Genomic DNA, 21,786 nt, shown 5'->3' with positions numbered 1-21,786 from the left:
GGAGGCCGGATATGGCCGGAGGCGAGCTGATCCGCCTCGATCTCCGGGACGACCAGGACGTGTTCGCCATGCGCAGGCTGGGCCGGGAGGTGGCCGAGACGGTCGGCCTCACGGGTCCGGACCAGATCCGGGTGGCCACGGCGCTGAGCGAGATCGGGCGGGAGGTCCTCGTCCAGGGGATCTCCGCCTCGGCCGGCTTCCGGCTCGGCGAGGCCGGGCTGACCGTCACGATCTCGTTCCCCGCCGCGGCGGGTTTCCATCCCGGTGACGGAGTGACGCTGGCGGGCCGCCTCGTGGACACGATCGAGTGCGACCTGTCCGCGGGGCGCATCACCATGCTCAAGCGGCTCCCCCCCGGCCGCCCCGTGTCCTCCGTCGAGGAGATCAGGATGAGGATCGCCGAGCTCGCGCCCGCGACGGCCCTCGACGAGCTCCGTCAGCAGAACCGCGAGCTCGCCGCGACCCTGGAGGAGGTCCTGCAGCTCAACACCGAACTGCAGGAGACCAACCAGGGCGTGCTCGCCCTGTACAACCAGCTCTCGGCGGAGCTGGAGGAGACCAACCGCGGCGTCGTGGCGCTCTACGCGGAACTGGACGAGAAGTCCGTGCAGATCAGGGAGGCGAGTGACGCCAAGAACCGGTTCTGGACCACGGTCAGCCACGAGCTGCGCACCCCGCTCAACTCGATCATCGGCCTCGTCCGTCTCCTGACCGGCCCCGGCGGGGAGCCGCTGGGCCCGGAGCAGCTCCACCAGGTCCAGCTCATCGGCTCCTCGGCGGAGACGCTCCTGGCTCTGGTGACCGAGCTCCTCGACATGGCCAAGGCCGAGTCGGGGCGGCTGGACCCCCAGCCCTCCGCGGTCGACCTGGTCGCGCTGACCGAGCGTCTGGGGATGATCCTGCGGCCCACCAGCGAGACCAGGCGGGTGACACTCTCGATCGAGGTGTCGGAGGAGGCGTCCGAGGTGCTGGCCGACGAGGCGATGCTCACCAAGATCCTCCGCAACCTGCTCTCCAACGGCCTGAAGTTCACCGAGGACGGGGAGGTACGGCTCCGCGTGACCCGTGACGCCTCCACCCACGAGGTGGTCTTCACCGTGACCGACACCGGGATCGGCATCCCCGAAGAGCACCTGGAGCGCGTCTTCGAGGAGTTCTACCAGGTGCCGGGGCCGATCCAGGTGCGGGCCAAGGGCACCGGCCTCGGCCTGCCGTACGCCCGCAGGCTGGCCGAGGCGATGGGCGGCACGCTCCAGCTGTCCAGTACGGCGGGCCGGGGCACCACGGTCGTGCTGCGGCTGCCGCACCGGCCCGACGGGGACCTGATGGTGGGCCGCGTCCTCGTCGCCGACGACGACGAGGAGTTCCGCGCCGCCGTCCGGCGGATGCTCACCGGTTTCGCCTCCCGCGTCGACGAGGCCCACGACGGGCTGGACGCGCTGGAGGCGATGGCACGGGAGCTGCCGGACCTGGTGCTGGTGGACCTGCTGATGCCCCGGATGGACGGTGCGGCCCTGCTGGCGCGGATGGCCGGGGACGAGCGGCTGCGGGACGTCCCGGTCGTCATCGTCACCGTCGCGACCTCCCAGCAGTACCCGCAGACCGGGCACACGGTGGTCTCCAAACACGGGATGCGCCGTGACATCCTGCTGGAGGCGGTGCGGCATGCGCTGGAGCGCCGTGATGCCTGAGCGGTCCGTGAACGAGCGTCCCGCCACGGTGCTGGTCGTCGACGACACGCCGGCCAAGCTCTACATCCTGTCCAGCTGGTTGCGGCGGGCCGGGCACCGGGTCGTGGAGGCGACGGGCGGGCTGGAGGCGCTGGCGAAGGTCGGGGAACTCCAGCCGGACCTGGTCGTCCTGGACGTCCGGTTGCCCGACATCAGCGGGTACGAGGTGTGCGAGCAGATCAAGGCGGATCCCGTCACGTCCTCGATCCCGGTGGTCCAGATCTCCGGGGCCGCGATCACCTCGGCGGACCGGGCCGAGGGGCTCGAACGGGGCGCGGACGCCTATCTGAGCGAGCCCGTGGAGCCGGACGAGTTCACCGCCACCATCGAGGCCACCCTGCGCTACTACCGCGCGCGGCGGCGGGCGGAGCGGATGTCCGCGCGGATGGTGGCCCTCACCGAGGTCACCCTGGCGATGAACGCGGCCGGCACCTTCGACGCGCTCCTGTCCGTGGCGGTCGAGGGCGCCGCGCGGATCCTCGACCGGTACGCGGGGGTGCTCGCGCTTCCGCCGGACGGCCTCGCCCGGCGGTACACCGCCGTGCCCCCGGACGGCGCCGCCGTGAGCAGGAGCGCCTCGGCGGACTCCCTGACCGCACTGGCCGCGATGGTCCTCGGCGCCTCCGCGGGGACCGAGGTGTTCACCCTCTCGCCGGACGACTGGCGGAAGGTGATGCCCGACTCCGCGGCGGAGGGGGGCATCTCGGCGGTCGTCTGCCGGACCAAGATCGGTCGTCCGATGGTGTGCATCGGCGTCGAGGGACGCCTTCCCCTCGGCACGGACGAGCTCACCATCCTGCACCAGCTCGGCCAGGCCCTCGCCCTGGCGGTGGACGCCCTGGGCGCCTATCTCGAGGAGCACACGATCGCGCTCACCCTGCAGCGCAGCCTGCTCCCGCAGAGGATCCCCGACGTCCCGGGGCTGGAGATCAGCTGGCGCTACCAGCCGGCCGTGGACAACATCGAGGTCGGCGGGGACTTCTACGAGGTCCTCCAGCTGGGTGAGCGGGTCCTCGTCGGCATCGGCGACGTGCAGGGACACTCCCTGCACGCCGCGACGGTGATGGCCGAGCTCCGCCACGCGCTGCGCGCCTCGCTCCTGGGGGCGGTGGACCTGGGGGCCTCGATGGCGCTGCTCAACGACGTGCTGCGGCGCTATCACCCCGGGATGACCGCCACGGTGTGCCTGATCCTGATCGATCCGGAGACCGGCGAGGCGGAGCTCGCCAACGCCGGGCACATCCCGCCGATCCTCATGGACGTCCACGGAGGCGCCCGCTACCACCGGCTCGGCAACCTCCTGCTGGGCGTGGGCCAGGCGGCCTACCAGGTGGACCGGCTGACGATCCCCGAGGGCGGATCCGTGCTGATGTTCACCGACGGGCTCATCGAGGACCGCGACACGCCCCTCGACCAGAGCCTGGAGATCGCCCGGCAGCTGGCCGAGTCCGCCGACGACGATCTGGAGCTCTTCTGCGAACGCCTGATCGGGCGCTTCGGCGCGCGCGAGGACGACGTGGCGCTCGTGGTCTTCCGCCGGGCCGCAGGCCGCTGAGCCCTGCCCGCCGGGCCCCGGACGGCGCTGCCGCCGGCCGGGGCCCGGCGGGTCAGACGGTCTCGACCGGCTTGGCGACCCGCTCCAGCTCCGCGAAGAGGCCCGGCCGGACCCTGGCGTGCAGGATCGTGCCGTCCCCGGTGTGCTCGACGCCGAGCACCTCGCCCTCCCGGTGGGCCCGGGAGACGAGGTCACCGCGGTCGTACGGCACCAGCGTCCGGATCTCCCGGTCGTAGCGCGGCAGCTCCCGCTCGATCACGGCGCGCAGCTCGTCGATCCCGGCGCCGGTGCGGGCCGAGACGACCACGGTGTGCTTCTCCCGCGCGGTCAGCTGGGCCAGCACCACCGGGTCGGCGGCGTCGGCCTTGTTGACGACCACGATCTCGGGGATGTCGCGGGCGCCCTCGATGTCGGCGAAGACCTCCCGCACGGCCGCCAGCTGCGACTCCGGGTCGGGGTGCGAGCCGTCGACCACGTGCAGGATCAGGTCGGCGTCGCCGACCTCCTCCAGCGTGGAGCGGAACGCCTCGACGAGCTGGTGCGGCAGGTGCCGGACGAACCCGACGGTGTCGGCCAGAGTGAACAGGCGTCCCTCGGGCGTGAAGGCCCGGCGGACGGTCGGGTCCAGCGTGGCGAAGAGCGCGTCCTCGACCAGCACGCCCGCGCCGGTCAGCCGGTTCAGCAGCGAGGACTTGCCCGCGTTGGTGTAACCGGCGATGGCCACGGCCGGGACCTCGCGCTCCGAGCGGCGGGCGCGCTTGGTCTCCCGCGCGGTCGTCATCTCCGCGATCTGACGGCGCAGCTTGGCCATCCGCTCGCGGATCCGGCGCCGGTCCAGCTCGATCTTGGTCTCACCGGGACCGCGTCCGCCGATGCCGACGCCGCCCGCGGCCCGTCCGCCGACCTGGCGGGACAGGTTGCCACCCCAGCCTCGCAGGCGCGGCAGCAGGTAGTTGAGCTGGGCCAGCTCGACCTGCGCCTTGCCCTCGCGGCTCTTGGCGTGCTGGGCGAAGATGTCGAGGATCAGCATGGTCCGGTCGATGACCTTGACCTTGACGACCTCTTCGAGCTGACGCAGCTGGCCGGGGCTCAGCTCGCCGTCGCAGATCACGGTGTCGGCGCCGGTGGCGGCGACGATGTCGGCCAGCTCCTGGGCCTTGCCGGAGCCGATGTAGGTCGCCGTGTCGGGCTGCTGGCGGCGCTGGATCAGCCCTTCCAGCACCTGGGAGCCGGCGGTCTCGGCGAGGAGCTTGAGCTCCAGGAGGGAGTTCTCGGCGTCGACCGCCGTGCCGGAGGTCCAGACGCCGACGAGGACGACCCGCTCAAGCCGCAGCCGGCGGTATTCGACCTCGGTGACGTCCTCGAGCTCGGTGGAGAGCCCCGCCACCCGGCGCAGGGCCCGGCGCTCGGCCAGCTCCATCTCGCCGATCTCGGGCAGGTCGTCGAACTGGTCAAAGTCCAGCGGCTCACGAATGTCTATGTCGTCGCTCCGTTCAGAGGTGTTGTCGGCAGGCGTCATGTTCACAGGCGTCATCGCTTATAAGAACACCCGGGCACCCTGATGTCTTCCCACGATGGTGCCACGCGGGGGTCGGCGCCTTCATCTGGTTATCCGTCAGCCGTGAGCGAAGCCAGCAGGTCGAGGGCGCGTTTCTCCCAGTGGGCCAGGCCCAGGCGCCGGTGGGCCCGCACCGCCCGCCGGGCGTGCTCGGCGGCCTGCCCGGTACGGCCCAGCCGGGCGGCCAGCTCGGCGAGGACCAGGTGGTGCGACCCCCACCCGGAGATGCCCATCCCGCTGACGACCAGCCGGTCCGCGTACGGCAGCAGCCTGCCGTACATCTCCTGCGGATCGGGCGTGCCGAGCCGGGCGGCCACCTGGCCCCAGACGACCAGCAGCAGGTCCGCCGTCCAGTCGTCGCGTATCCCGGTGCCCCACTCCGCGATCAGTTCCCCGGCCAGTCCCGCCTCGCCGCAGTCCAGCGCGGCCAGGACCGCGACCGGCCGGAGCGGGACCAGCAGCGGGTCCCGCGCCCGCGCGACGATCTCGCCGAGAACCCCGGGCACCCGGCCCTGCTCGCGGGCGCAGGTGAACGCGGCCACCAGCCGGGGGAAGTCCTGTCCCCACAGGCTGGAGCCCTCCAGCAGGGAGGAGAACCGGGCGGTCAGCGCCTCGGCCGCCGCCCAGTCCCCGTCGAGGGTGCGGCGCGCGGTCTCGGCGATGCGGACCATCGCCTCCAGCTCCGGCCGGCCCGTCTCCCCCAGCAGCCGCTCGCAGCGGGCCAGGTCGCGGTCCCACTCCGCCAGCTCGCCCGCCCGCAGCAGCGAGGCCATCCGGAACACGCGGGCGATCACCTCGGTGACCCGCGGCAGGCCGGGCAGGGCCAGGATCTCCTCGGCGACGGCCCGGCGCTCGGCCTCCCGCTCGGGCACCCAGGCCGCGATGTAGTAGTTGTTGAGCGTGGTCGCGGTCAGGGCCGGATCGCCGATCCGGCGGGCGATCTCCACGCCCTCCCGGGCCAGGCGCTCGCCCTCGGCCCGGCGCGGGCCGTAGAACAGCTCGACGCCGAGCGTGCCGAGCAGCGCGGCGCGCTCGCGCTCGGCGAGCGGCCCGGCGAGCAGGTCCTCCAGCACGGCGACCATGCGCTCGTCCACGGCCCCGTAGAGACGCCAGTTCCAGACGCTCTGGCCGCCGAAGACGACGACCGCGGCGATCAGCGCCTCGCGGTCCCCCGTCCGCAGCGCCAGCTCCACGGCCTGTTCCAGGTCGTGGCGGGCGCGCTCGGCGTCTCCCACGGTACGGCGGGCCCTGCCCAGCTCGGTCAGCACGGCGCAGCGGGCGGAGGTGTCGGCGGCGGGCAGCGCGGACAGCGCCAGCTCCCACAGGACCACCGCCTCGTCGTGGGCGAGCTGGACGGTGGCCTTCCTGGCGGCCTCCGAGGCGTACCGCACCGCCTTGGCCCGGCCGCCGACGCGGACCGCCCGGCCGAAGTGGTGGGCGAGGGCCGCGGCCCGGGAGGCCTCCTCTCCGGCGTCCCCGGCGGGGAGGGTCTCCAGCGCCTCCCCGATCCGCAGGTGCGTCCGGGCCGCCTCCACCCGGCCCAGTTCGGCGTAGAGCGTGTCCCGGACGAGCGCGTGGGAGAAGCCGTAGTCCTCACCGGCCTCGACGAGCAGTCCGGTGACCACCGCCGGCTCCAGCAGCGACATGATCTGTTCCTCGGGGGTCGCGGTGACCGCGGCGAGCAGATCCACGTCGACGTCGCGCCCGGCGACCGCCGCGACCCGGAGCAGGGCGCGTGTCTCCTCGGGCAGCCGGGCGGCCCGGCGGCCGACGACGTCGCGCACACCGGGGGGAACGGCGCCGGGCAGACCGTTCTCACTCTCCCGCAGGCGCAGCAGCTCCCCCAGGTAGAAGGGGTTGCCGCCGCTGCGCTCGTGGAGCGTTCCGGCCAGCGCCGGGTCGATCCGCCGCGCCGCCAGGTAGGAGGCCACGTCGTCACCGGTGAGCGGGTCCACCGCCATCCGCTCGGCGCACCGCTCCCTGGTCAGCGCGCCGAGGGTGTCACGGAGCTGCTCGGGGTGGTCCCCCGGCTCGGGGCGGAGCGTGGCGACGACGAGGACGGGCCGCCGCTCCAGCTCGCCGGCGGCGAAGGCGAGCAGCCGGAGCGAGGCGGCGTCGGCCCAGTGCAGGTCGTCGAGCACGACCAGCAGCGGGCCGGCGGAGGTCAGCGCGGCCAGGACCCGCTGGTACAGCTCGAACAACTCCAGGTCGTGGCATCGCACGCAGGCACCGGTGAGGATGGCGACGACCTCCGCGGCCTCCGGTCCCGCCCCCCGCAGCGCCTGCGTCCACGGCCAGAACGGCGGGGCCGTGGCGGTGTCGACGCACCGCCCCCACAGCACGGCCATCCCCCGGGCCGCCGCCTCGTCCGCCGCCACCCGGGCGAGCCGGGTCTTGCCGATCCCGGCCTCGCCCTCCAGCAGCAGCACCCCGCCCCGGCCCCGGCGGACCTCCGCCACCCGCGCGCCGATCCGCGCGAGCTGGCGCTGCCTGCCGACGAGCAGGTCACCCGCCTCCGCGCCCACGCCGGAGGAGGCGGGCGCGGGGTCCGGGAGCGCCGGGACGCTCCCACGGCCGGGGCCCGGGCGCGCCGGGACGCTCTCACGGCCGGAGGCCGGGACGGAGACGGCGGGGCCGGGGGCGTCCAGCGCGGGGTCCTGGGCGAGCACCGCCTGCTCCAGGCGGCGCAGCTCCGGTCCCGGGTCGAGGCCGAGCTCCGTGGCGAGCAGCTCGCGGGCCCGGCGCAGGGCGGCCAGTGCGTCGGCCTGGCGTCCGGAGCGGTACAGCGCCAGCGCGAGCAGCCCCTGGAGCCGTTCCCGGTAGGGGTGGGCCCCGGCGAGCCGCTCAAGGTCGGCGACGCACGTCCCGCTCTCCCCCATGGCCAGCCGTGCCTCGAACCTGTCCTCCTCGGTCGTGACGCGCAGTTCGGCGAGGCGGGCGAGGGAGGGCCCGGCGAACTCCTGGTCGGCGAACTCCACCAGCGGGTCGCCCCGCCAGGTCTCCACGGCCCGGTCCAGGGTCCGCAGCGCCTGGCCGTACTCTCCGCGCACCAGGGCCCGGCGCCCCTCCTCCGCCCAGGCGCCGAAACGGAACAGGTCCACCTGACCCGGGGCGACCGCGAGCAGGTAGCCGGGCTCACGGGTGAGCAGGAGCCGGGACGGGGTACGGGGCGGCCGGTCGGGCTCCAGCGCCCTGCGGAGGTTGGAGATGTACGCCTGAAGGGTCCCCGTCGCGCTGGAGGGCGCCTCCCCCGCCCACAGCTCCTCGATCAGCCGGTCGAGCGAGACCACCCGGCCGGGTTCGAGGGCCAGCATCGCCAGGACCGCCCGCTGCTTGCGGGTGCCGAGATCGACCGCCCGCCCCTCGGCGTCCACGACCTCCACCGGGCCGAACAGCCGGATCTCCATTTCCCCCCAAGTCACGTCCAAACCAACACCAAACCGACCACAAACGGTCTCAGCCAGTATCGGTGTCAGCGAAACACACGGGGAGGAAACGTGAGCAAGAACAACATTCACCTCGGCGGCGAGCTGCGCCGGGCGGTACGCGGCGGGGTCCTCGTCCCCGGGGACGAGGGCTTCGCCAAGGCCCGGACGCCGTGGAACCTGGCCGTCGAGCAGAACGTCCTGGCCGTGGTGGAGGCGGCCGACGCCGACGACGTCGCCTCCGTGATCGCCTACGCCGGGCTGGCCGGGATCGGCGTCAGCACCCAGCCGAGCGGCCACGGCGCGAGCGGGGACACCGACGGGACGATCCTGCTGCGCACCGGGCGGCTGCGTGATCTGGAGATCCTGCCGGGAGAGCGGCTGGCCCGGGTGGGCGCGGGCGTCTCCTGGGGCGAGGTGCTCGCCGGGGCGAGCGGTCACGGCCTCATCGGCCTGGCGGGCAGCTCGCCCGCGCCGACCGTGGTCGGCTACACCCTCGGCGGCGGGGTGAGCTGGTTCGGCAGGAAGTACGGCTTCGCCGCCGACAGCGTGCGCTCCTTCGACGTGGTGACCGCCGACGGGGCGCGGGCCCGGGTGGACGCGGACTCCGACCCGGAGCTGTTCTGGGCGCTGCGCGGCGGCGGCGGGGACTTCGCGGTGGTCACCGCCATGGAGTTCGCCCTGTATCCGGAGCCCCTCCTGTACGGCGGGCGGATGGTGTGGACCGCCGGGCGCGCCGGAGAGGTCCTGGCCGCCTACCGCGAGACCACGGCCGAGGCCCCGCAGGAGCTGACCGCGTGGTTCTCGCTCATGCAGTTCCCGCCGCTGCCCCACGTGCCGGAGCCGCTGCGCGGGCTGTCCGCGGTGATCGTGGACGTCACCTACCTCGGTGACTCCGGTGAGGGGCAGGCGCTGCTGCACCGGCTGGAGAAGATCGACGGCCGGGTCCTCGACACCCGGGGACCGCTGCCGGTGGCCGAGCTGGGGAGCATCTGCGCCGAACCGACCGACCCGGGACCCGGGATGTTCCGCGGCGAGCTGCTGACCCGGTTCGACGACACGGTGGCCGCGACGATCCTGGAGGAGGTGGTGGGCTCGGGGACGGTGGCCCCGCTGGCCGTGGCGCAGCTGCGCCACCTGGGCGGGGCGCTGGCCCGGCCGGCCGCCGGGGGCGGCGCCTGCGGGCGCATCGAGGAGGAGTACCTGCTCGGCCTGCTGGGTGTGCCGTTCACCCCCGAGGCCGGGGCGGCCATCGGGGAGCGGTTCCGGGCGGTCTCCGCGGCGCTGGTGCCGTACACCAGCGGGCGCAAGCCCTTCACCAATCTCGGCGCGGGCGAGAAGGCCGCGAACGCCTTCCCGGGTGAGGTGCTGGCCCGGCTGCGGGACGTCAAGCGCCGCCGGGACCCGCTGGGCGTGCTGCGCAGCAACTATCCGGTGCTGGCCGGCTGACCCCCGCCCCCGGTCCGCCGGGACCGCCGTCCCCGCCGGAGACCCCGGGAATCCGCTCAGGGTCTCCGCTCAGGGTCTCCCGGGGTCAGGAGGGCAGGACCTTCGCGTCCCCGGAGCCGGTCGAGACCTGGACGGTCCGGGGCGCGGACGCGTCGTTGGTGACGCCGATGGTCTCGTCTCCGGACCCGGTCTCGGCGGTCACCCGGTAGGTCTCGCGCGGCAGCCGTACCGTGGCGTCACCCGAGCCCGTCTCGACCTGCACGTCGTCCGGCACCGCGGTGAACTTCGCCTCGACGTTCCCCGACCCGGTGTCGGCGAGGAACCGCTTGCCCGTCAGGGTGCTGGCCTCGATGTCGCCGGAGCCGGTGCCCGCGTCCACCTCGCCGCTGAGCGAGCGCAGGATGATGTCCCCCGATTCGGTGTCCGTCTTGACCGACATCCCCTTCGGGATCTCGACCTTGTAGTCGACGCTGCAGACCATCATGCCGACGCGGTCCGGGCACCTGTACGTCAGCGTGAGGGTGTCACCGCTCACGACGTGCTCGGTCTTCGGCTTGTCCCGCTTCCAGTGGATCGTCTCGGTGACCCTGATCCCCGTCCGGTCGGACTCGTTGACCACGATGTCCCCGGACCCGCTGTCCACGACGAGCCTCAGCACCTTGTCGGGCACGTCGTAGGAGGCCACCTCCTGCTCGCCCGGGCCGAACCCGTCGAACTGGCAGGCGGAGAGCACCAGGACCGAGCCCACGACGGCCCCTGCGGCAAGCATCTTCTTCTTCACGGCTCAATCCTCGACTCCCGGGGAAGCCCACCGCTTCCCTCTCCCGACCGATTTCCGCCTCCCTCGAAAGAGGGGGTGTGACTCCACTGTGGCCGCCCGGACCGCCGGATCCCATCCGGGAAGCCCCCCTATCGGCCCTGAGGGAGACCTGAGACGCACCCGAGGAGGCCCCTGCCTTTGACCCGCAAGTGACCGTCCAGTAGCGTCTATTCCACAATTCAGAAGAGATTTTCCATCATGTGGAAAACAGGAAAGGGAGCTCATGGACGGCGTTGAGATCACCGGCACCTCCCAGGACCGGTTCGACGAGATCCTCACGCCGGAGGCGCTGGCCTTCGTGGCCGCCCTCCAGCGCGAGTTCGGCGCCCGGCGCATCGAGCTGCTCCAGGCCCGTCAGGCCCGGCAGGCGGAGCTCTCGGCCGGCGGCACCCTCGACTTCCTTCCCGAGACCAAGCACGTGCGCGAGTCCGAGTGGCGGGTCGCCCCGCCCGCGCCCGGCCTGGTGGACCGCAGGGTGGAGATCACCGGCCCGGTCGACCGGAAGATGACGATCAACGCCCTCAACTCCGGGGCCAAGGTCTGGCTGGCCGACTTCGAGGACGCCAACGCCCCCACCTGGGAGAACACCGTCAACGGCCAGCTCAACCTGCGGGACGCGCTGGACCGGGCCATCGACTTCGAGACCGGCGGCAAGAGCTACACCCTCAAGCCCGACGAGGAGCTGGCCACCATCGTGGTCCGCCCGCGCGGCTGGCACCTGGAGGAGAAGCACCTCCTCCTCGACGGCGCCCCGATGTCGGGCTCCCTCGTCGACTTCGGCCTCTACTTCTTCCACTGCGCCGCCCGGCAGATCGCCAAGGGCAAGGGGCCGTACTTCTACCTGCCGAAGATGGAGTCGCACCTGGAGGCCCGCCTCTGGAACGACGTCTTCGTCCGGGCCCAGGACCTGCTCGGCATCCCGCAGGGCACCATCCGCGCGACCGTGCTGATCGAGACCTACCCGGCCGCGTTCGAGATGGAGGAGATCCTCTACGAGCTCCGCGACCACTCCGCCGGGCTCAATGCGGGCCGCTGGGACTACCTGTTCAGCGTGATCAAGAAGTTCCGCACCCGCGGCAAGGAGTTCCTGCTCCCCGAGCGGAACGCGGTGACCATGACCGCGCCGTTCATGCGCGCCTACACCGAGCTGCTGGTGCGCACCTGCCACAAGCGCGGCGCGCACGCCATCGGCGGCATGGCCGCGTTCATCCCCTCCCGCCGCGACGCCGAGGTCAACAAGGTCGCGCTGGAGAAGGTCCGGGCCGACAAGACCCGCGAGTCCGGCGACGGCTTCGACGGCTCCTGGGTGGCCCACCCCGACCTGGTCCCGATCTGCCGCGAGGTCTTCGACGGCGTGCTCGGCGAGCGGCCCAACCAGATCGACCGGCTCCGCGAGGACGTCTCCGTCTCCGCCGCCGACCTGCTGGCCGTCTCCGAGACCCCCGGCGACATCACCGAGGCCGGGCTGCGCAACAACGTGGACGTGGCGCTGCGCTACCTGGCCGCCTGGATGGGCGGGCTGGGCGCGGTGGCGATCCACAACCTGATGGAGGACGCCGCCACCGCCGAGATCTCCCGCTCCCAGATCTGGCAGTGGATCCACAACGGCATCGAGCTGGCCGACACCGGCGCGGTCGTCACCAGGGAGCTCGTCGAGCAGATCATCGACGAGGAGCTCGCCAAGATCAAGGCCGAGCCCGGTTACGACGAGGCCCTCTACGCCCAGGCCACCGCCCTGTTCAAGGAGGTCGCCCTGGACGACGACTTCGCCGAGTTCCTGACCCTGCCCGCCTACGCGCGCATGCCGTGACGACATGAGGAGGCCGGGGGTGGAGGATCTCCCTCCGACGAGGAGGATTCCCACCCCCGGTTCCAACCGGGCACGGAGAGTAACCGAACGCATCCGCTACGTTCCGTCCGTGGACGATTGCACGAACGGCAAAGGCATCCACCCCGACGAGTCCGCCACGCTGCCGGCGGACATCAAGCGGGAGATCGCCACGAGCAGGGTCCGGACCGTGCTGGCGGCCAACGCCGAGCTGATCCAGCAGTACTGGCGGATCGGCCGCCACATCCTCGACCGCCAGGCCGACGAGGGCTGGGGTAAGAAAGTCGTCGCCCGGCTGTCGGCGGATCTCCGTACCGCGTTTCCCGAGGCCAGAGGCTACTCCCGGACCAACCTCCACCGCATGAGCGCCTTCGCCGCCAGGGGCTTCCATGCCCGCAAGACCGCCGAGGAGGGGTGGACCCGCGGCGTCCTGACCACGATGATCAAGGGGCAGTTCCACCTCCGCACGAGCCACCCCCTGCACAACTTCGACCGCACCGTGCCACCCCGAGGACCGCGAGTCCGTCAAGAAGCTCATCAAGGACCCCTACGTCCTGGAGTTCCTGGACTCGGTGACACGACCGCGCCTCCGCGTGAGCTTGAGGAGGATCGACATTGACCGAGACGCTCGACGAGCTGGCCCGGGGGTTGGCGGGGGTGCTGCCGCCGGGGGCGGTGATCACTGATCCGGTGCGCCTGCGCACCTACGAGTGCGACGGCCTCACCCACCACCGGGCCGTGCCCGGGATCGTCGTGCTGCCGGAGAGCGCCGAGCAGATCGCCGCCGTGGTGCGGCTCTGCAACGAGTACGGCGTGCCGTTCGTGGCGCGCGGCGCGGGGACCGGGCTGTCCGGCGGGGCGCTGCCGCGCGCCGACGGGGTGCTGGTGGTGACCGCGAAGATGCGGCGGATCCTCCAGGTCGACCTGGCCGACCGGCGGGCCGTGGTGGAGCCGGGGGTGACCAACCTGGCGATCACCGAGGCGGTCCGCGAGCACGGTTACTACTACGCGCCCGACCCCTCCAGCCAGCAGGTCTGCACGATCGGCGGGAACGTCGCGGAGAACTCCGGCGGCGCGCACTGCCTGAAGTACGGCTTCACCGTCAACCACGTGCTCGCCCTGGAGATCGTCACCCCCGACGGCGACATCGTCACGCTCGACGCCGACGACCCCGGCTACGACCTGCTGGGCGCGTTCGTCGGCTCGGAGGGCACGCTCGGGATCACCACCAAGGTCACCGTACGGCTCTCGCGGGCGCCGGAGACCGTGACGACGCTGCTGGCGGCGTTCGGGAGCATCGAGCAGGGCGGGCAGGCCGTCTCGGCGATCATCGGCGCGGGCGTCGTCCCGGCCGCGATCGAGATGATGGACGCCCTGGCGATCGCGGCGGCCGAGGCGGCGGTGGCCTGCGGCTATCCGGCGGGCGCGGGGGCGGTGCTCATCGTGGAGCTGGACGGGCCGGCCGCCGAGGTGGCGCACCAGTTCGCCGAGGTGGAGCGGATCTGCCGGGACAACGGCGCGTTCGAGCTGCGGACCGCGGCGGGGCCGCAGGAGCGGGCGGCGGTCTGGAAGGGCCGCAGGTCGGCGTTCGCGGCGGTCGGCCGGATCAGCCCGGCCTACATCGTGCAGGACGGGGTGGTCCCGCGGACCGCGCTGCCCGACGTGCTGGCGAGCATCGACCGGCTCTCGGCCGAGTACGGCATCCGGGTCGCCAACGTCTTCCACGCCGGAGACGGGAACCTGCACCCGCTGGTGCTGTTCGACGACGCCGAGCCGGGCGCGGAGGAGCGGGCCGGGCTGGTCTCGGGACGGATCCTCGACCTGTGCGTCGAGCATGGTGGGTCCATCACCGGTGAGCACGGTGTTGGTGTAGACAAGTCCCGATATATGCCGAAAATGTTCACCGACGATGATCTGGACACCATGCAACTGGTCCGCTGCGCCTTCGACCCCCGCGGCCTGTCCAACCCGGGCAAGGTCTTCCCCACCCCGCGCCTGTGCGGCGAGGTCCCGGGCGTGCGCAGGGGCGTGCACCCGCTGGTGGAGTCCGGCCGGGCGGAGCAGTTCTGATGGCCACGCCGCAGGAAACCGGCCCGGACGCGCCGCAGGAGACCGGCGCGAGGGCACGGCACGGGGCCGGTGCTCGCGACGCGTTGTCCGCGACCGGGGTGACGGTCCGGGACGCCGGCCCCGGCGACGCCGTGGCCGGGGTCATGCCCCGCTGGGTGGCGCTGCCGGAGAGCACCGAGGAGGTCGCGGCTCTGATGCGGGTCTCGGCCGGGCACGACCTCGCCGTGGTCCCGGCCGGCGGCGGCACCAGGCTCCACTGGGGAACCCCGCCCGAGCGCTGCGACCTGCTGATCGACACCTGTTGCCTGAACGAGATCCTGGAGCACGCCTCCGGCGACCTCGTGGTGCGCGTGCAGGCCGGCGTGACCATGGACGCCCTGGCCGAGGCCCTCGCCGCGCAAAACCAGGAACTGGCCCTCGACGTCCCCCTCGCCGGCTCCACCGTCGGCGGCACGCTCGCCACCGCCGCGGCGGGCCCCCGCAGGCTCCGCTACGGCACCGCCCGCGACCTGCTGATCGGCCTCACGGTCGTGCTCGCCGACGGCACGGTCGCCCGCTCCGGCGGGAAGGTCGTCAAGAACGTCGCGGGATACGACCTCGGCAAGCTGTTCACCGGCTCGTACGGCACGCTCGGGATCATCACCGAGGCCGTCTTCCGCCTCCATCCGATCCCCCGGGCCCGCCACTGGGTCACCGCCGTGCTCCCGTCCGCGCCCCCGGCTGCGCTCTCCGCCGGACCCTCCACGAGCCCCGGTGCCGTCGCCGCCGCGCTGGCCGCCTCGCAGGCCGAGCCGAGCGCGGTCGAGCTGGACTGGCTCGCGCCCGCCGGGACGTTCACGGTCTCGGCGCTGGTCGAGGGTGTGGCGGCCGAGAGCAGGGCGGGCGCCGTACGGGATCTGCTCGCGGGCGCGGCGGAGGCCGTACCGGACGTGACCGGCGGCGGCGAGGCGCCCGGGTGGTGGGGGGTCACGCCGGGCGAGGACGTGCTGCTGGAGCTGCGCGTCCCGCCCTCGGGGGTGGACGGCGCGCTGCGGGCGATCGCCGCGCGCGGGCTGCCCGCCCGGGTGCGCGGCTCGCTGGCCTCGGCGGTCCTGCAGATCGCCCTGCCTCCGGAGAGCGCCGGGACGGAACCCACGGAGCTCGCGAAGCTCCCGGAGATCCCGGAGATCCCCCAGCTCGCGGAGGTCGCGGAGGTCGCGGCCTTCGTGTCGGGCCTGCGCGGCGACGTCGCCCCCCTCGGCGGCAGGCTCACCGTGCTCACCGCCCCGCCGGAGCTCGCCCGTCTGGTGGACCTCTGGGGGCCGGTGGGGGCGCTGCCGCTGATGCGGCGGGTCAAGGAGCGGTTCGACCCGGACCGGAGGATGTCCCCCGGCCGGATGGCGGGAGGGATCTGACCGTGGACCCCGAGCTGATCAACGACTGCGTGCACTGCGGATTCTGTCTGCCCAGCTGCCCGACGTACGTCCTGTGGGGTGAGGAGATGGACTCCCCCCGCGGCCGTATCCACCTGATGAAGCAGCACGTCGAGGGCACCCCGGTGACCGATGAGATGGCCGGGCACTTCGATGCCTGCCTGGGCTGCATGGCGTGCGTGACGGCCTGCCCCTCGGGGGTGCGCTACGACAGGCTGATCGAGCAGACGCGTGCCGTGGTGGAGAGGGAACACGTCCGCGAACCCGCCGACCGGGCGCTGCGCGAGCTGGTCTTCCAGCTCTTCCCCCATCCCCGGCGGCTGCGCGCGATGCGGGTGCCGCTGCGGCTCAGCGCGGGGCTGCGGCGCAGGATCGCGCCGCGGCTGGAGCGGGTCAACCCGTCCCTGGCGGCGATGGCCGACCTCGCGCCCGATCCGGTGAAGCGGGTACGGCTGCCGCGCCGGGTCGAGGCGGTCGGCAGGCGCAGGGCCACCGTCGGGATGCTCACCGGATGCGTGCAGGGCGAGTTCTTCCCGCAGGTCAACGCGGCCACGGCGCGGGTGCTCGCGATGGAGGGCTGCGATGTGGTGATCCCGCCGTCGCAGGGCTGCTGCGGGGCGCTGTCGCTGCACTCCGGCCGTCCGGGGCAGGCCCGGCGTTTCGCGCGGCGGACGATCGCGGCCTTCGACCGGGCGGGCGTGGACACGATCGTGGTCAACGCGGCCGGGTGCGGCTCGACCATGAAGGAGTACGCCGACCTCCTGGACGGGGTGTGGGCCGAGCGGGCCCGGGAGATCCGTACCGTCGACCTGGCGGAGTATCTGGCCGAGCTCGGCCCGGTGGCCAGGCGCCACCCGCTCCCGCTCACCGTCGCCTACCACGACGCCTGCCATCTGGCGCACGCGCAGGGGGTGCGGTCCCAGCCGCGGGAACTGCTGACCGCGATCCCGGATCTCGAACTGAGGGAGATCGCCGAGTCGGCGATCTGCTGCGGCTCCGCCGGCACCTACAATCTGTTCCAGCCCGAGGCCGCCCGCGAGCTGGGCGACCGCAAGGCCGAACGGGTCCTCGCCACCGGCGCCGACCTGCTGGTCTCGGCCAACCCCGGCTGCACCATGCAGATCACCTCGGCGATCCGCCGTTCCGGCGCAGCCCCGATCCCGGTCGCCCACACCGCGCAGGTGCTGGACGCCTCCATCCGCGGTCTGGGGAGGGTCGCATGAGCACGGACCGCCTCGGCACCGGCGCCGGCCACGCCAACGGGGACCGTGCGAGCAGGGCGGCCGTGAGCACAGTCCAGTCCGTCGACCGGGCGCTCGACCTGCTGGAGGCGCTGGCCGGGCACGGCGGTGAGGCCGGGATCTCGGAGCTGGCCGCCGCGACGGGCCTGCCGTACGGGACGATCCACCGGCTGCTGCGCACCCTGCTCGACCGCGGATACGTGCGCCAGGAGTCCGACCGGCGTTACGCGCTGGGCGGGGCGCTGGTCCGGCTCGGCGGGATGGCCGAGCGGCTGGTCGGCGTGTGGGCGCAGCCGTACCTGAAGAAGATGGTGGAGCTGTCCGGCGAGACGGCGAACATGGCCGTGCTGGAGGGCGACTTCATCGTCTACGTCGCGCAGGCGCCCTCGCCCCGGCGGCTGCGGATGTTCGCCGAGGTGGGCCGGAGGGTGCTGCCGCACAGCACGGCCGTGGGCAAGGTCCTGCTGGCCGACCGGCCGGACGCCGAGGTGGCCTCGCTGGTCGAGCGGACCGGGATGCCCCGGCGGACCGCCAACACGATCACCGAGCTGCCCGCCATGCTCGCCGAGCTGGACCGGGTGCGCGACCGCGGGTACGCGATGGACCTGGGCGAGGAGGAACTGGGCGTGCACTGCCTGGCCGTGGGGGTGCGCGACGGCGCGCGGACGGTCGCGGCGATGTCGGTCTCCGGCCCGGCCGAGCGCATCGACGCGCTCGACCGGGAGGAGCTGGCCGCGGGCATGCGGCGGATCGCCCGGGATTTCGGCGCCGAGCTGGGCGGCGCCCTGTGACCCGCGTGTCCGGGAGGCCCGTCAGCGGCTCGGCGGGTTGATGTTGAGGCCGGTGCCCTGCGGGACCGGGACGACCGTGACCTGGCCCTTCTGGATGGCCTGCCAGAGGACGGCGCCGTCCCGGCCGAGGACCTTCACCAGGTCCTTGATGGACTCGAGCTCGGTGCGGACCTTGGCGTTGCGCTGGGCCTGGGCGACGTTCTCCGCCTTGGCTGCCTGCTCGGCGGAGAGGGCCTCCACCAGCGACGCGGGCGGCTCAGGCTTCTGGATCGTCAGGGAGATGTCACCGCAGTCGCCGCTGCCGGCGTAGTTCTGGCCGCAGAAGTAGGCGGCCCCGGCGGTCTCCTTGATGAACTGCCGTGCCAGCTCGCCGACCCGCGTCTCCCAGGCCTGCTTGACCTTCGGGTCGTTGAACAGCCCGCGCCACTCGAACTCCTGGGAGGCCGCGTCGAGCGCCCGGTCCAGCGGGACCCGCATGTAGATGCCGAGCATCCGCCGCCATCCCTCGGACTCCCCCTCCTCGTAGTAGGCGCGGAACTTCAGCCCGATCTTCTCGTGGAACTGCTGGAGCGTCTTGCACTCGGTGTTGAGCGTGAAGGTCGCCACGCCCGAGACCCGCATCTCCACGTTGTCCCTGCTGACGACCGTCAGCGGCTTGGACTCGGCGTCCTGGGCCCCCGAGAAGTCGAAGGTCCGCTGGCCGAACGGGTAGGAGTAGGCGGTGTCGCCGGGGCCGAGCAGGGTGGCGCCGCTGGAGGGGTTGACGCACCGCTCGAACTCGATCGGCTCGAAGACGCCGCCCGCGTAGTGAAGGATGATCTCGTCGGGCTGGGTGCTCACCCGGGAGCACGCGCTCAGCAGCACGCTGAACACCACCACCGCGCCGACGGCCAGCGCGAGTCCTCGCACCAGCAGGCTTCTCCCTCTGGATTTCTGTGCGTTCATCGCCACCTCTTGAGATCCGCTTTACCAAACGCGGATCTTAGGGGTTCTCCGTGGAGCGCCGTGGATCACCGCCGTGGCGGGGACGGGCCACTGCTTCTCGTGACGGCGGAGATCCACGGAGCGGCTCTAGGCTGAGGGGGTGGAGCGCAGCCGGATCGAGGACGCGGTGCTGGCGGCCGGGGCGGTGGTCGTGGTGCCCTTCGGGACGCGGGTGGCCGCGCAGGGCGAGGTGCCGCCGGCGGAGGCTCTGGACGGGCGCGCCTACGCGTTGCTGTTCGGCGCGGGGCTCGTCCTGGTGGCGCGCAGGCGGTTCCCGTGGGCCGTCCTGGTCACCACCCTGGCGTGCTGCTCGGCGCTGGTGGCCCTGAACTATCCGTTCGGCCCGGTCTTCCTGACGTTGAGCGTCGCGCTGTACACGGTGACCGCGCACCGGCCCGTCCCGCACGGCGTGTGCGCCTTCCTGCTGTCCGGCACCGCCCTGGTCGCGGCGGACTCCTCGGCCGGGGCCGACATGAGCGGCCCCGGCAGCATGCCGGTCTGGTACGCCTCGATGCTCCTGCCGTACGGCATCGGCCTCGTCGTGCGGGCGAACCGGCGGGCGCTGCTGGCCACGGCCGAGGCGGAGGCGGCGCGGGCGGAGCGGCGGGCCCAGGAGGAGCGCGCGCGGCAGGAGCGGCGGGCGCAGGAGGAGCGGCTCGCCATCGCCCGGGAGATCCACGACGTGCTCGGTCACAGCCTGACGTTGATCAACATGCGGGCGGGCGCCGCCCTGCACGTGGCCTCCCGCCGTCCCCGGCCGGGCGGGGACGGCCCGGATGCCCCGGATGCCTCGGCCGCCTCGGATGCCTCGGAGCCCTTGGAGGCTCTGGAGTCGATCAAGAAGATCAGCAAGGAGGCCCTGCGGGAGTTGCGGACCACCCTGGGCACGGTGCGCGAGCACGGGTCCCGGCCGGGCGCGGACCGGCTGCCCGAGCTGGTCGCCTCGATGGGCGGCGCCGGGGTGGAGATCGAGCTGAACGTCACCGGCGAGGCCTCCGCTGCCGCCGGCCACGTGATCTACCGGATCGTCCAGGAGTCCCTGACCAACGTGCTGCGCCACTCCGGGGCCCGCCGCGCCGTGGTGACCGTCGGCCGCTCCGCCGGCCACTCCACCGTCACGGTCACCGACGACGGCGCCGCCCCCGCGGGCCCCGAGGGCAGCGGCATCACCGGGATGCGCGCCCGGGCCGAGGCGCTGGGCGGCACACTCACCGCGGGCCCCCGTGAGGGCGGCGGCTTCACGGTGGAGGCGAGGCTCCCGGACCGTCTCCCCCTCCGATCGGTTCCCTGAGCTCAGGAGTGGCTATGGAGTCCTCGCCTTTCGCCCGTGTCCGTGTGGACGCGGATCTCAGTCACCGAGCTCGCGGCGGCGGCGGGTCACGTAGTCCCGGAGCTCCTCGCGGATCGCGTCGTCGAGCGGCGGCGGCTCGTACTCCTGGAGCTTCGCCCGGTAGATCTCCGTCGCCCGGGCCGCCGCGTCCTTGGCGCCGCGCCGCATCCAGCGCTCGTAGTTGTCGGAGGAGGACAGCAGCGGCCGGTAGAAGCAGGTCCGGAAGCGCTCCATGGTGTGCGCGGCGCCCAGGAAGTGGCCGCCGTGGCCGACCTCGGCGTGGGCGTCGAAGGCCAGGGACTCCTCGGTGATCTCCAGCGGGGTGAACTCGTGCTGGAGCATGCGCAGGATCTCCACGTCCATGACGAACTTCTCGAACCCGCTGACCAGGCCGCCCTCCAGCCAGCCCGCGGTGTGCATGACCCAGTTGGCGCCCGCCAGGAAGGTCGGCAGCATCGTCATCAGCGCCTCGTAGCCGGCCTGGGCGTCGGCCGTCTGCGAGGAGGTCAGGGCGCCTCCCGAGCGCCAGGGCAGCCCGAAGCGGCGGGCGATCTGGCCGGTGCACAGCAGGCCGACGGCCGATTCGGGGGTGCCGAAGCACGGCGAGCCGGACTGCATGTCGATGTTCGACAGGAACGAGCCGAAGATCACCGGACAGCCGGGGCGGATCAGCTGTGACAGGGCGATCCCGGTGAGCGCCTCGGCGATCTGCTGGACCAGCGTGGCCGGGACCGAGACCGGGGACATGGCGCCCATCAGCAGGAACGGGGTCAGGACGACCGGCTGGTTCGCCGCGGAGTACTCGAACTGGGCGTCCAGCATGCGGTCGTCCCAGCGCAGCGGCGAGTTGCAGTTGATCAGGGAGATGGTGGCGGGGACCGTCTCGATGTCGCCGAGCAGGATGCGGGTCATCGCGATGGTGTCGGCGGCGTTCGGGCCGGAGACCACGTTGCCCATGTAGATCTTGTCGGTCAGCGTCTGGAGCGCGTAGACCATGTCGAGGTGGCGGGAGTCGAGCGGCGCGTCGCCGGGTTCGCAGACCACTCCCCCGGCGGAGTCCATCTCCCCGAAGACCTGCGAGAGCTTGCAGAACCGGTGGAAGTCGTCGAGCGTCGCGTCGCGCCGCACGTCGCCCTCGCGCACGAACGGCGATCCGTACACCGCGCCGAAGGCCATGTGGTCGCCGCCGATGTGCACGGTGTTGGCGGGGTTGCGCGCCTGGACGTCGAACTCCCGGGGGGCCTTGGCGACCTGTTCGAGGAGGAACTCCGGGTCGAAGAGGACGTTGTTCTCCTCGACCTTCATCCCGGCCTTGCGGAACAGCTCCAGGGCCCGGGGGGACATGAACTCCACCCCGATCTCGGAGACGATGCGGCGCCAGCCCCGGTCGAGGGTGGCCATCGCGTCGGCGGACAGGATCTCGTAGCGGGGCATCTGGTTCAGGAACACGGCCACTCCTTCGGACCTGCTGGACCCTCTCGACCCTCTTGACCCGGATCTGAGGCCGATCTTACGCTCGTTGAGTGGAACAACGGTTCCACGATATGGAACTTCACCGGCGGCTCCGGTCCCCCGGACCACGGCGCGGCGGCG

At 72.8% G+C, this 21,786-nt stretch carries 15 protein-coding genes; 10 read left to right on the top strand and 5 right to left on the bottom strand.

The features are described from left to right. Window positions 1-11 precede the first annotated feature (11 nt). Together IEZ08_RS01380 and IEZ08_RS01375 are read left to right on the top strand one after the other, a co-directional pair. Window positions 12-1,691 (top strand): ATP-binding response regulator, encoded by a 1,680-nt coding sequence (locus tag IEZ08_RS01380; RefSeq protein WP_189241491.1) that lies wholly within the window; start codon window positions 12-14, stop codon window positions 1,689-1,691. Next, window positions 1,684-3,285: a fused response regulator/phosphatase gene (locus IEZ08_RS01375; RefSeq protein ID WP_068928521.1), complete on the top strand. Its 1,602-nt coding sequence runs from the start codon at window positions 1,684-1,686 to the stop codon at window positions 3,283-3,285. Before IEZ08_RS01380 ends, IEZ08_RS01375 begins: the two co-directional genes overlap by 8 nt. A 52-nt stretch (window positions 3,286-3,337) precedes the next feature. Here the strand turns inward: IEZ08_RS01375 and hflX are convergent, their stop codons facing one another. Beyond that, window positions 3,338-4,705, bottom strand: coding sequence for a GTPase HflX (hflX, locus tag IEZ08_RS01370; RefSeq protein ID WP_229802856.1), 1,368 nt, complete (start codon window positions 4,703-4,705; stop codon window positions 3,338-3,340). Between the two features lie 188 nt (window positions 4,706-4,893). Continuing rightward, complete coding sequence (locus tag IEZ08_RS01365; RefSeq protein WP_189241490.1) at window positions 4,894-8,265, bottom strand: ATP-binding protein; 3,372 nt, start codon at window positions 8,263-8,265, stop codon at window positions 4,894-4,896. 75 nt (window positions 8,266-8,340) lie between these two features. On the opposite strand from IEZ08_RS01365, the gene IEZ08_RS01360 reads away from it, so the two are divergent. Continuing rightward, window positions 8,341-9,717, top strand: a complete 1,377-nt coding sequence (locus tag IEZ08_RS01360) for an FAD-binding oxidoreductase (protein WP_229802839.1) — start codon at window positions 8,341-8,343, stop codon at window positions 9,715-9,717. Window positions 9,718-9,802: 85 nt separating this feature from the next. On the opposite strand, the gene IEZ08_RS01355 is transcribed toward IEZ08_RS01360, so the two are convergent. Continuing rightward, window positions 9,803-10,498 carry a DUF4097 family beta strand repeat-containing protein gene (locus IEZ08_RS01355; RefSeq protein ID WP_084779700.1) on the bottom strand — a complete coding sequence of 232 codons (696 nt, stop codon included), beginning with the start codon at window positions 10,496-10,498 and terminating at the stop codon, window positions 9,803-9,805. Window positions 10,499-10,760: 262 nt separating this feature from the next. On the opposite strand from IEZ08_RS01355, the gene aceB reads away from it, so the two are divergent. The 6 genes from aceB to IEZ08_RS01325 all read left to right on the top strand — a co-directional run bounded on the left by aceB (window position 10,761) and on the right by IEZ08_RS01325 (window position 17,879). Continuing rightward, window positions 10,761-12,347, top strand: coding sequence for a malate synthase A (gene aceB / locus IEZ08_RS01350; protein WP_189241489.1), 1,587 nt, complete (start codon window positions 10,761-10,763; stop codon window positions 12,345-12,347). A gap of 109 nt (window positions 12,348-12,456) precedes the next feature. Beyond that, complete coding sequence (locus IEZ08_RS01345; protein WP_189241488.1) at window positions 12,457-12,984, top strand: DUF1016 N-terminal domain-containing protein; 528 nt, start codon at window positions 12,457-12,459, stop codon at window positions 12,982-12,984. After that, complete coding sequence (locus IEZ08_RS01340) at window positions 12,981-14,435, top strand: FAD-linked oxidase C-terminal domain-containing protein (protein ID WP_068922046.1); 1,455 nt, start codon at window positions 12,981-12,983, stop codon at window positions 14,433-14,435. Before IEZ08_RS01345 ends, IEZ08_RS01340 begins: the two co-directional genes overlap by 4 nt. After that, on the top strand, window positions 14,435-15,829 hold the full coding sequence (locus IEZ08_RS01335) for an FAD-binding oxidoreductase (RefSeq protein WP_189241487.1): 1,395 nt from the start codon (window positions 14,435-14,437) through the stop codon (window positions 15,827-15,829). The genes IEZ08_RS01340 and IEZ08_RS01335 overlap by 1 nt, the downstream gene beginning before the upstream one ends. A 2-nt stretch (window positions 15,830-15,831) precedes the next feature. Continuing rightward, a complete protein-coding gene (locus IEZ08_RS01330; RefSeq protein WP_068922045.1) occupies window positions 15,832-17,070 on the top strand; it encodes a (Fe-S)-binding protein in 1,239 nt (412 codons plus the stop codon). Beyond that, window positions 17,067-17,879, top strand: a complete 813-nt coding sequence (locus IEZ08_RS01325; RefSeq protein ID WP_068922044.1) for an IclR family transcriptional regulator — start codon at window positions 17,067-17,069, stop codon at window positions 17,877-17,879. The genes IEZ08_RS01330 and IEZ08_RS01325 overlap by 4 nt, the downstream gene beginning before the upstream one ends. A 21-nt stretch (window positions 17,880-17,900) precedes the next feature. Here IEZ08_RS01325 and IEZ08_RS01320 read toward each other — a convergent pair whose 3' ends face one another. Then, entirely contained in the window at window positions 17,901-18,824 is a 924-nt protein-coding gene (locus IEZ08_RS01320; protein WP_084780920.1) for an SPFH domain-containing protein, read from the bottom strand. 139 nt (window positions 18,825-18,963) lie between these two features. Here IEZ08_RS01320 and IEZ08_RS01315 point away from each other — a divergent pair, with 139 nt between their 5' ends. Further along, window positions 18,964-20,154: a sensor histidine kinase gene (locus IEZ08_RS01315; protein WP_189241486.1), complete on the top strand. Its 1,191-nt coding sequence runs from the start codon at window positions 18,964-18,966 to the stop codon at window positions 20,152-20,154. A 57-nt stretch (window positions 20,155-20,211) separates the two neighbouring features. Here IEZ08_RS01315 and IEZ08_RS01310 read toward each other — a convergent pair whose 3' ends face one another. After that, the gene (locus IEZ08_RS01310) at window positions 20,212-21,774 is read right to left on the bottom strand and encodes a trimethylamine methyltransferase family protein (protein WP_268249305.1); all 1,563 of its coding nucleotides are present in this window, start codon (window positions 21,772-21,774) and stop codon (window positions 20,212-20,214) included. Between the last annotated feature and the right edge of the window lie 12 nt (window positions 21,775-21,786).

The sequence above is a fragment of the Planobispora rosea genome, from assembly GCF_014648175.1.
GTDB classification, from domain to species: Bacteria; Actinomycetota; Actinomycetes; order Streptosporangiales; family Streptosporangiaceae; genus Planobispora; species Planobispora rosea.
The sequence above is the reverse complement of the archived record's forward strand: the minus strand, read 5'-3'. Positions and strand labels throughout refer to the sequence as shown.

What these genes read in the sequence shown, in the direction of transcription:
- IEZ08_RS01380 (WP_189241491.1), top strand. Translation starts at nt 12, where the DNA reads ATGGCCGGAGGCGAGCTGATCCGCCTCGATCTCCGGGACGACCAGGAC.
- IEZ08_RS01375 (WP_068928521.1), top strand. Translation starts at nt 1,684, where the DNA reads ATGCCTGAGCGGTCCGTGAACGAGCGTCCCGCCACGGTGCTGGTCGTC.
- hflX (WP_229802856.1), bottom strand. Translation starts at nt 4,705, where the DNA reads ATGGAGCTGGCCGAGCGCCGGGCCCTGCGCCGGGTGGCGGGGCTCTCC.
- aceB (WP_189241489.1), top strand. Translation starts at nt 10,761, where the DNA reads ATGGACGGCGTTGAGATCACCGGCACCTCCCAGGACCGGTTCGACGAG.
- IEZ08_RS01335 (WP_189241487.1), top strand. Translation starts at nt 14,435, where the DNA reads ATGGCCACGCCGCAGGAAACCGGCCCGGACGCGCCGCAGGAGACCGGC.
- IEZ08_RS01325 (WP_068922044.1), top strand. Translation starts at nt 17,067, where the DNA reads ATGAGCACGGACCGCCTCGGCACCGGCGCCGGCCACGCCAACGGGGAC.
- IEZ08_RS01320 (WP_084780920.1), bottom strand. Translation starts at nt 18,824, where the DNA reads ATGAACGCACAGAAATCCAGAGGGAGAAGCCTGCTGGTGCGAGGACTC.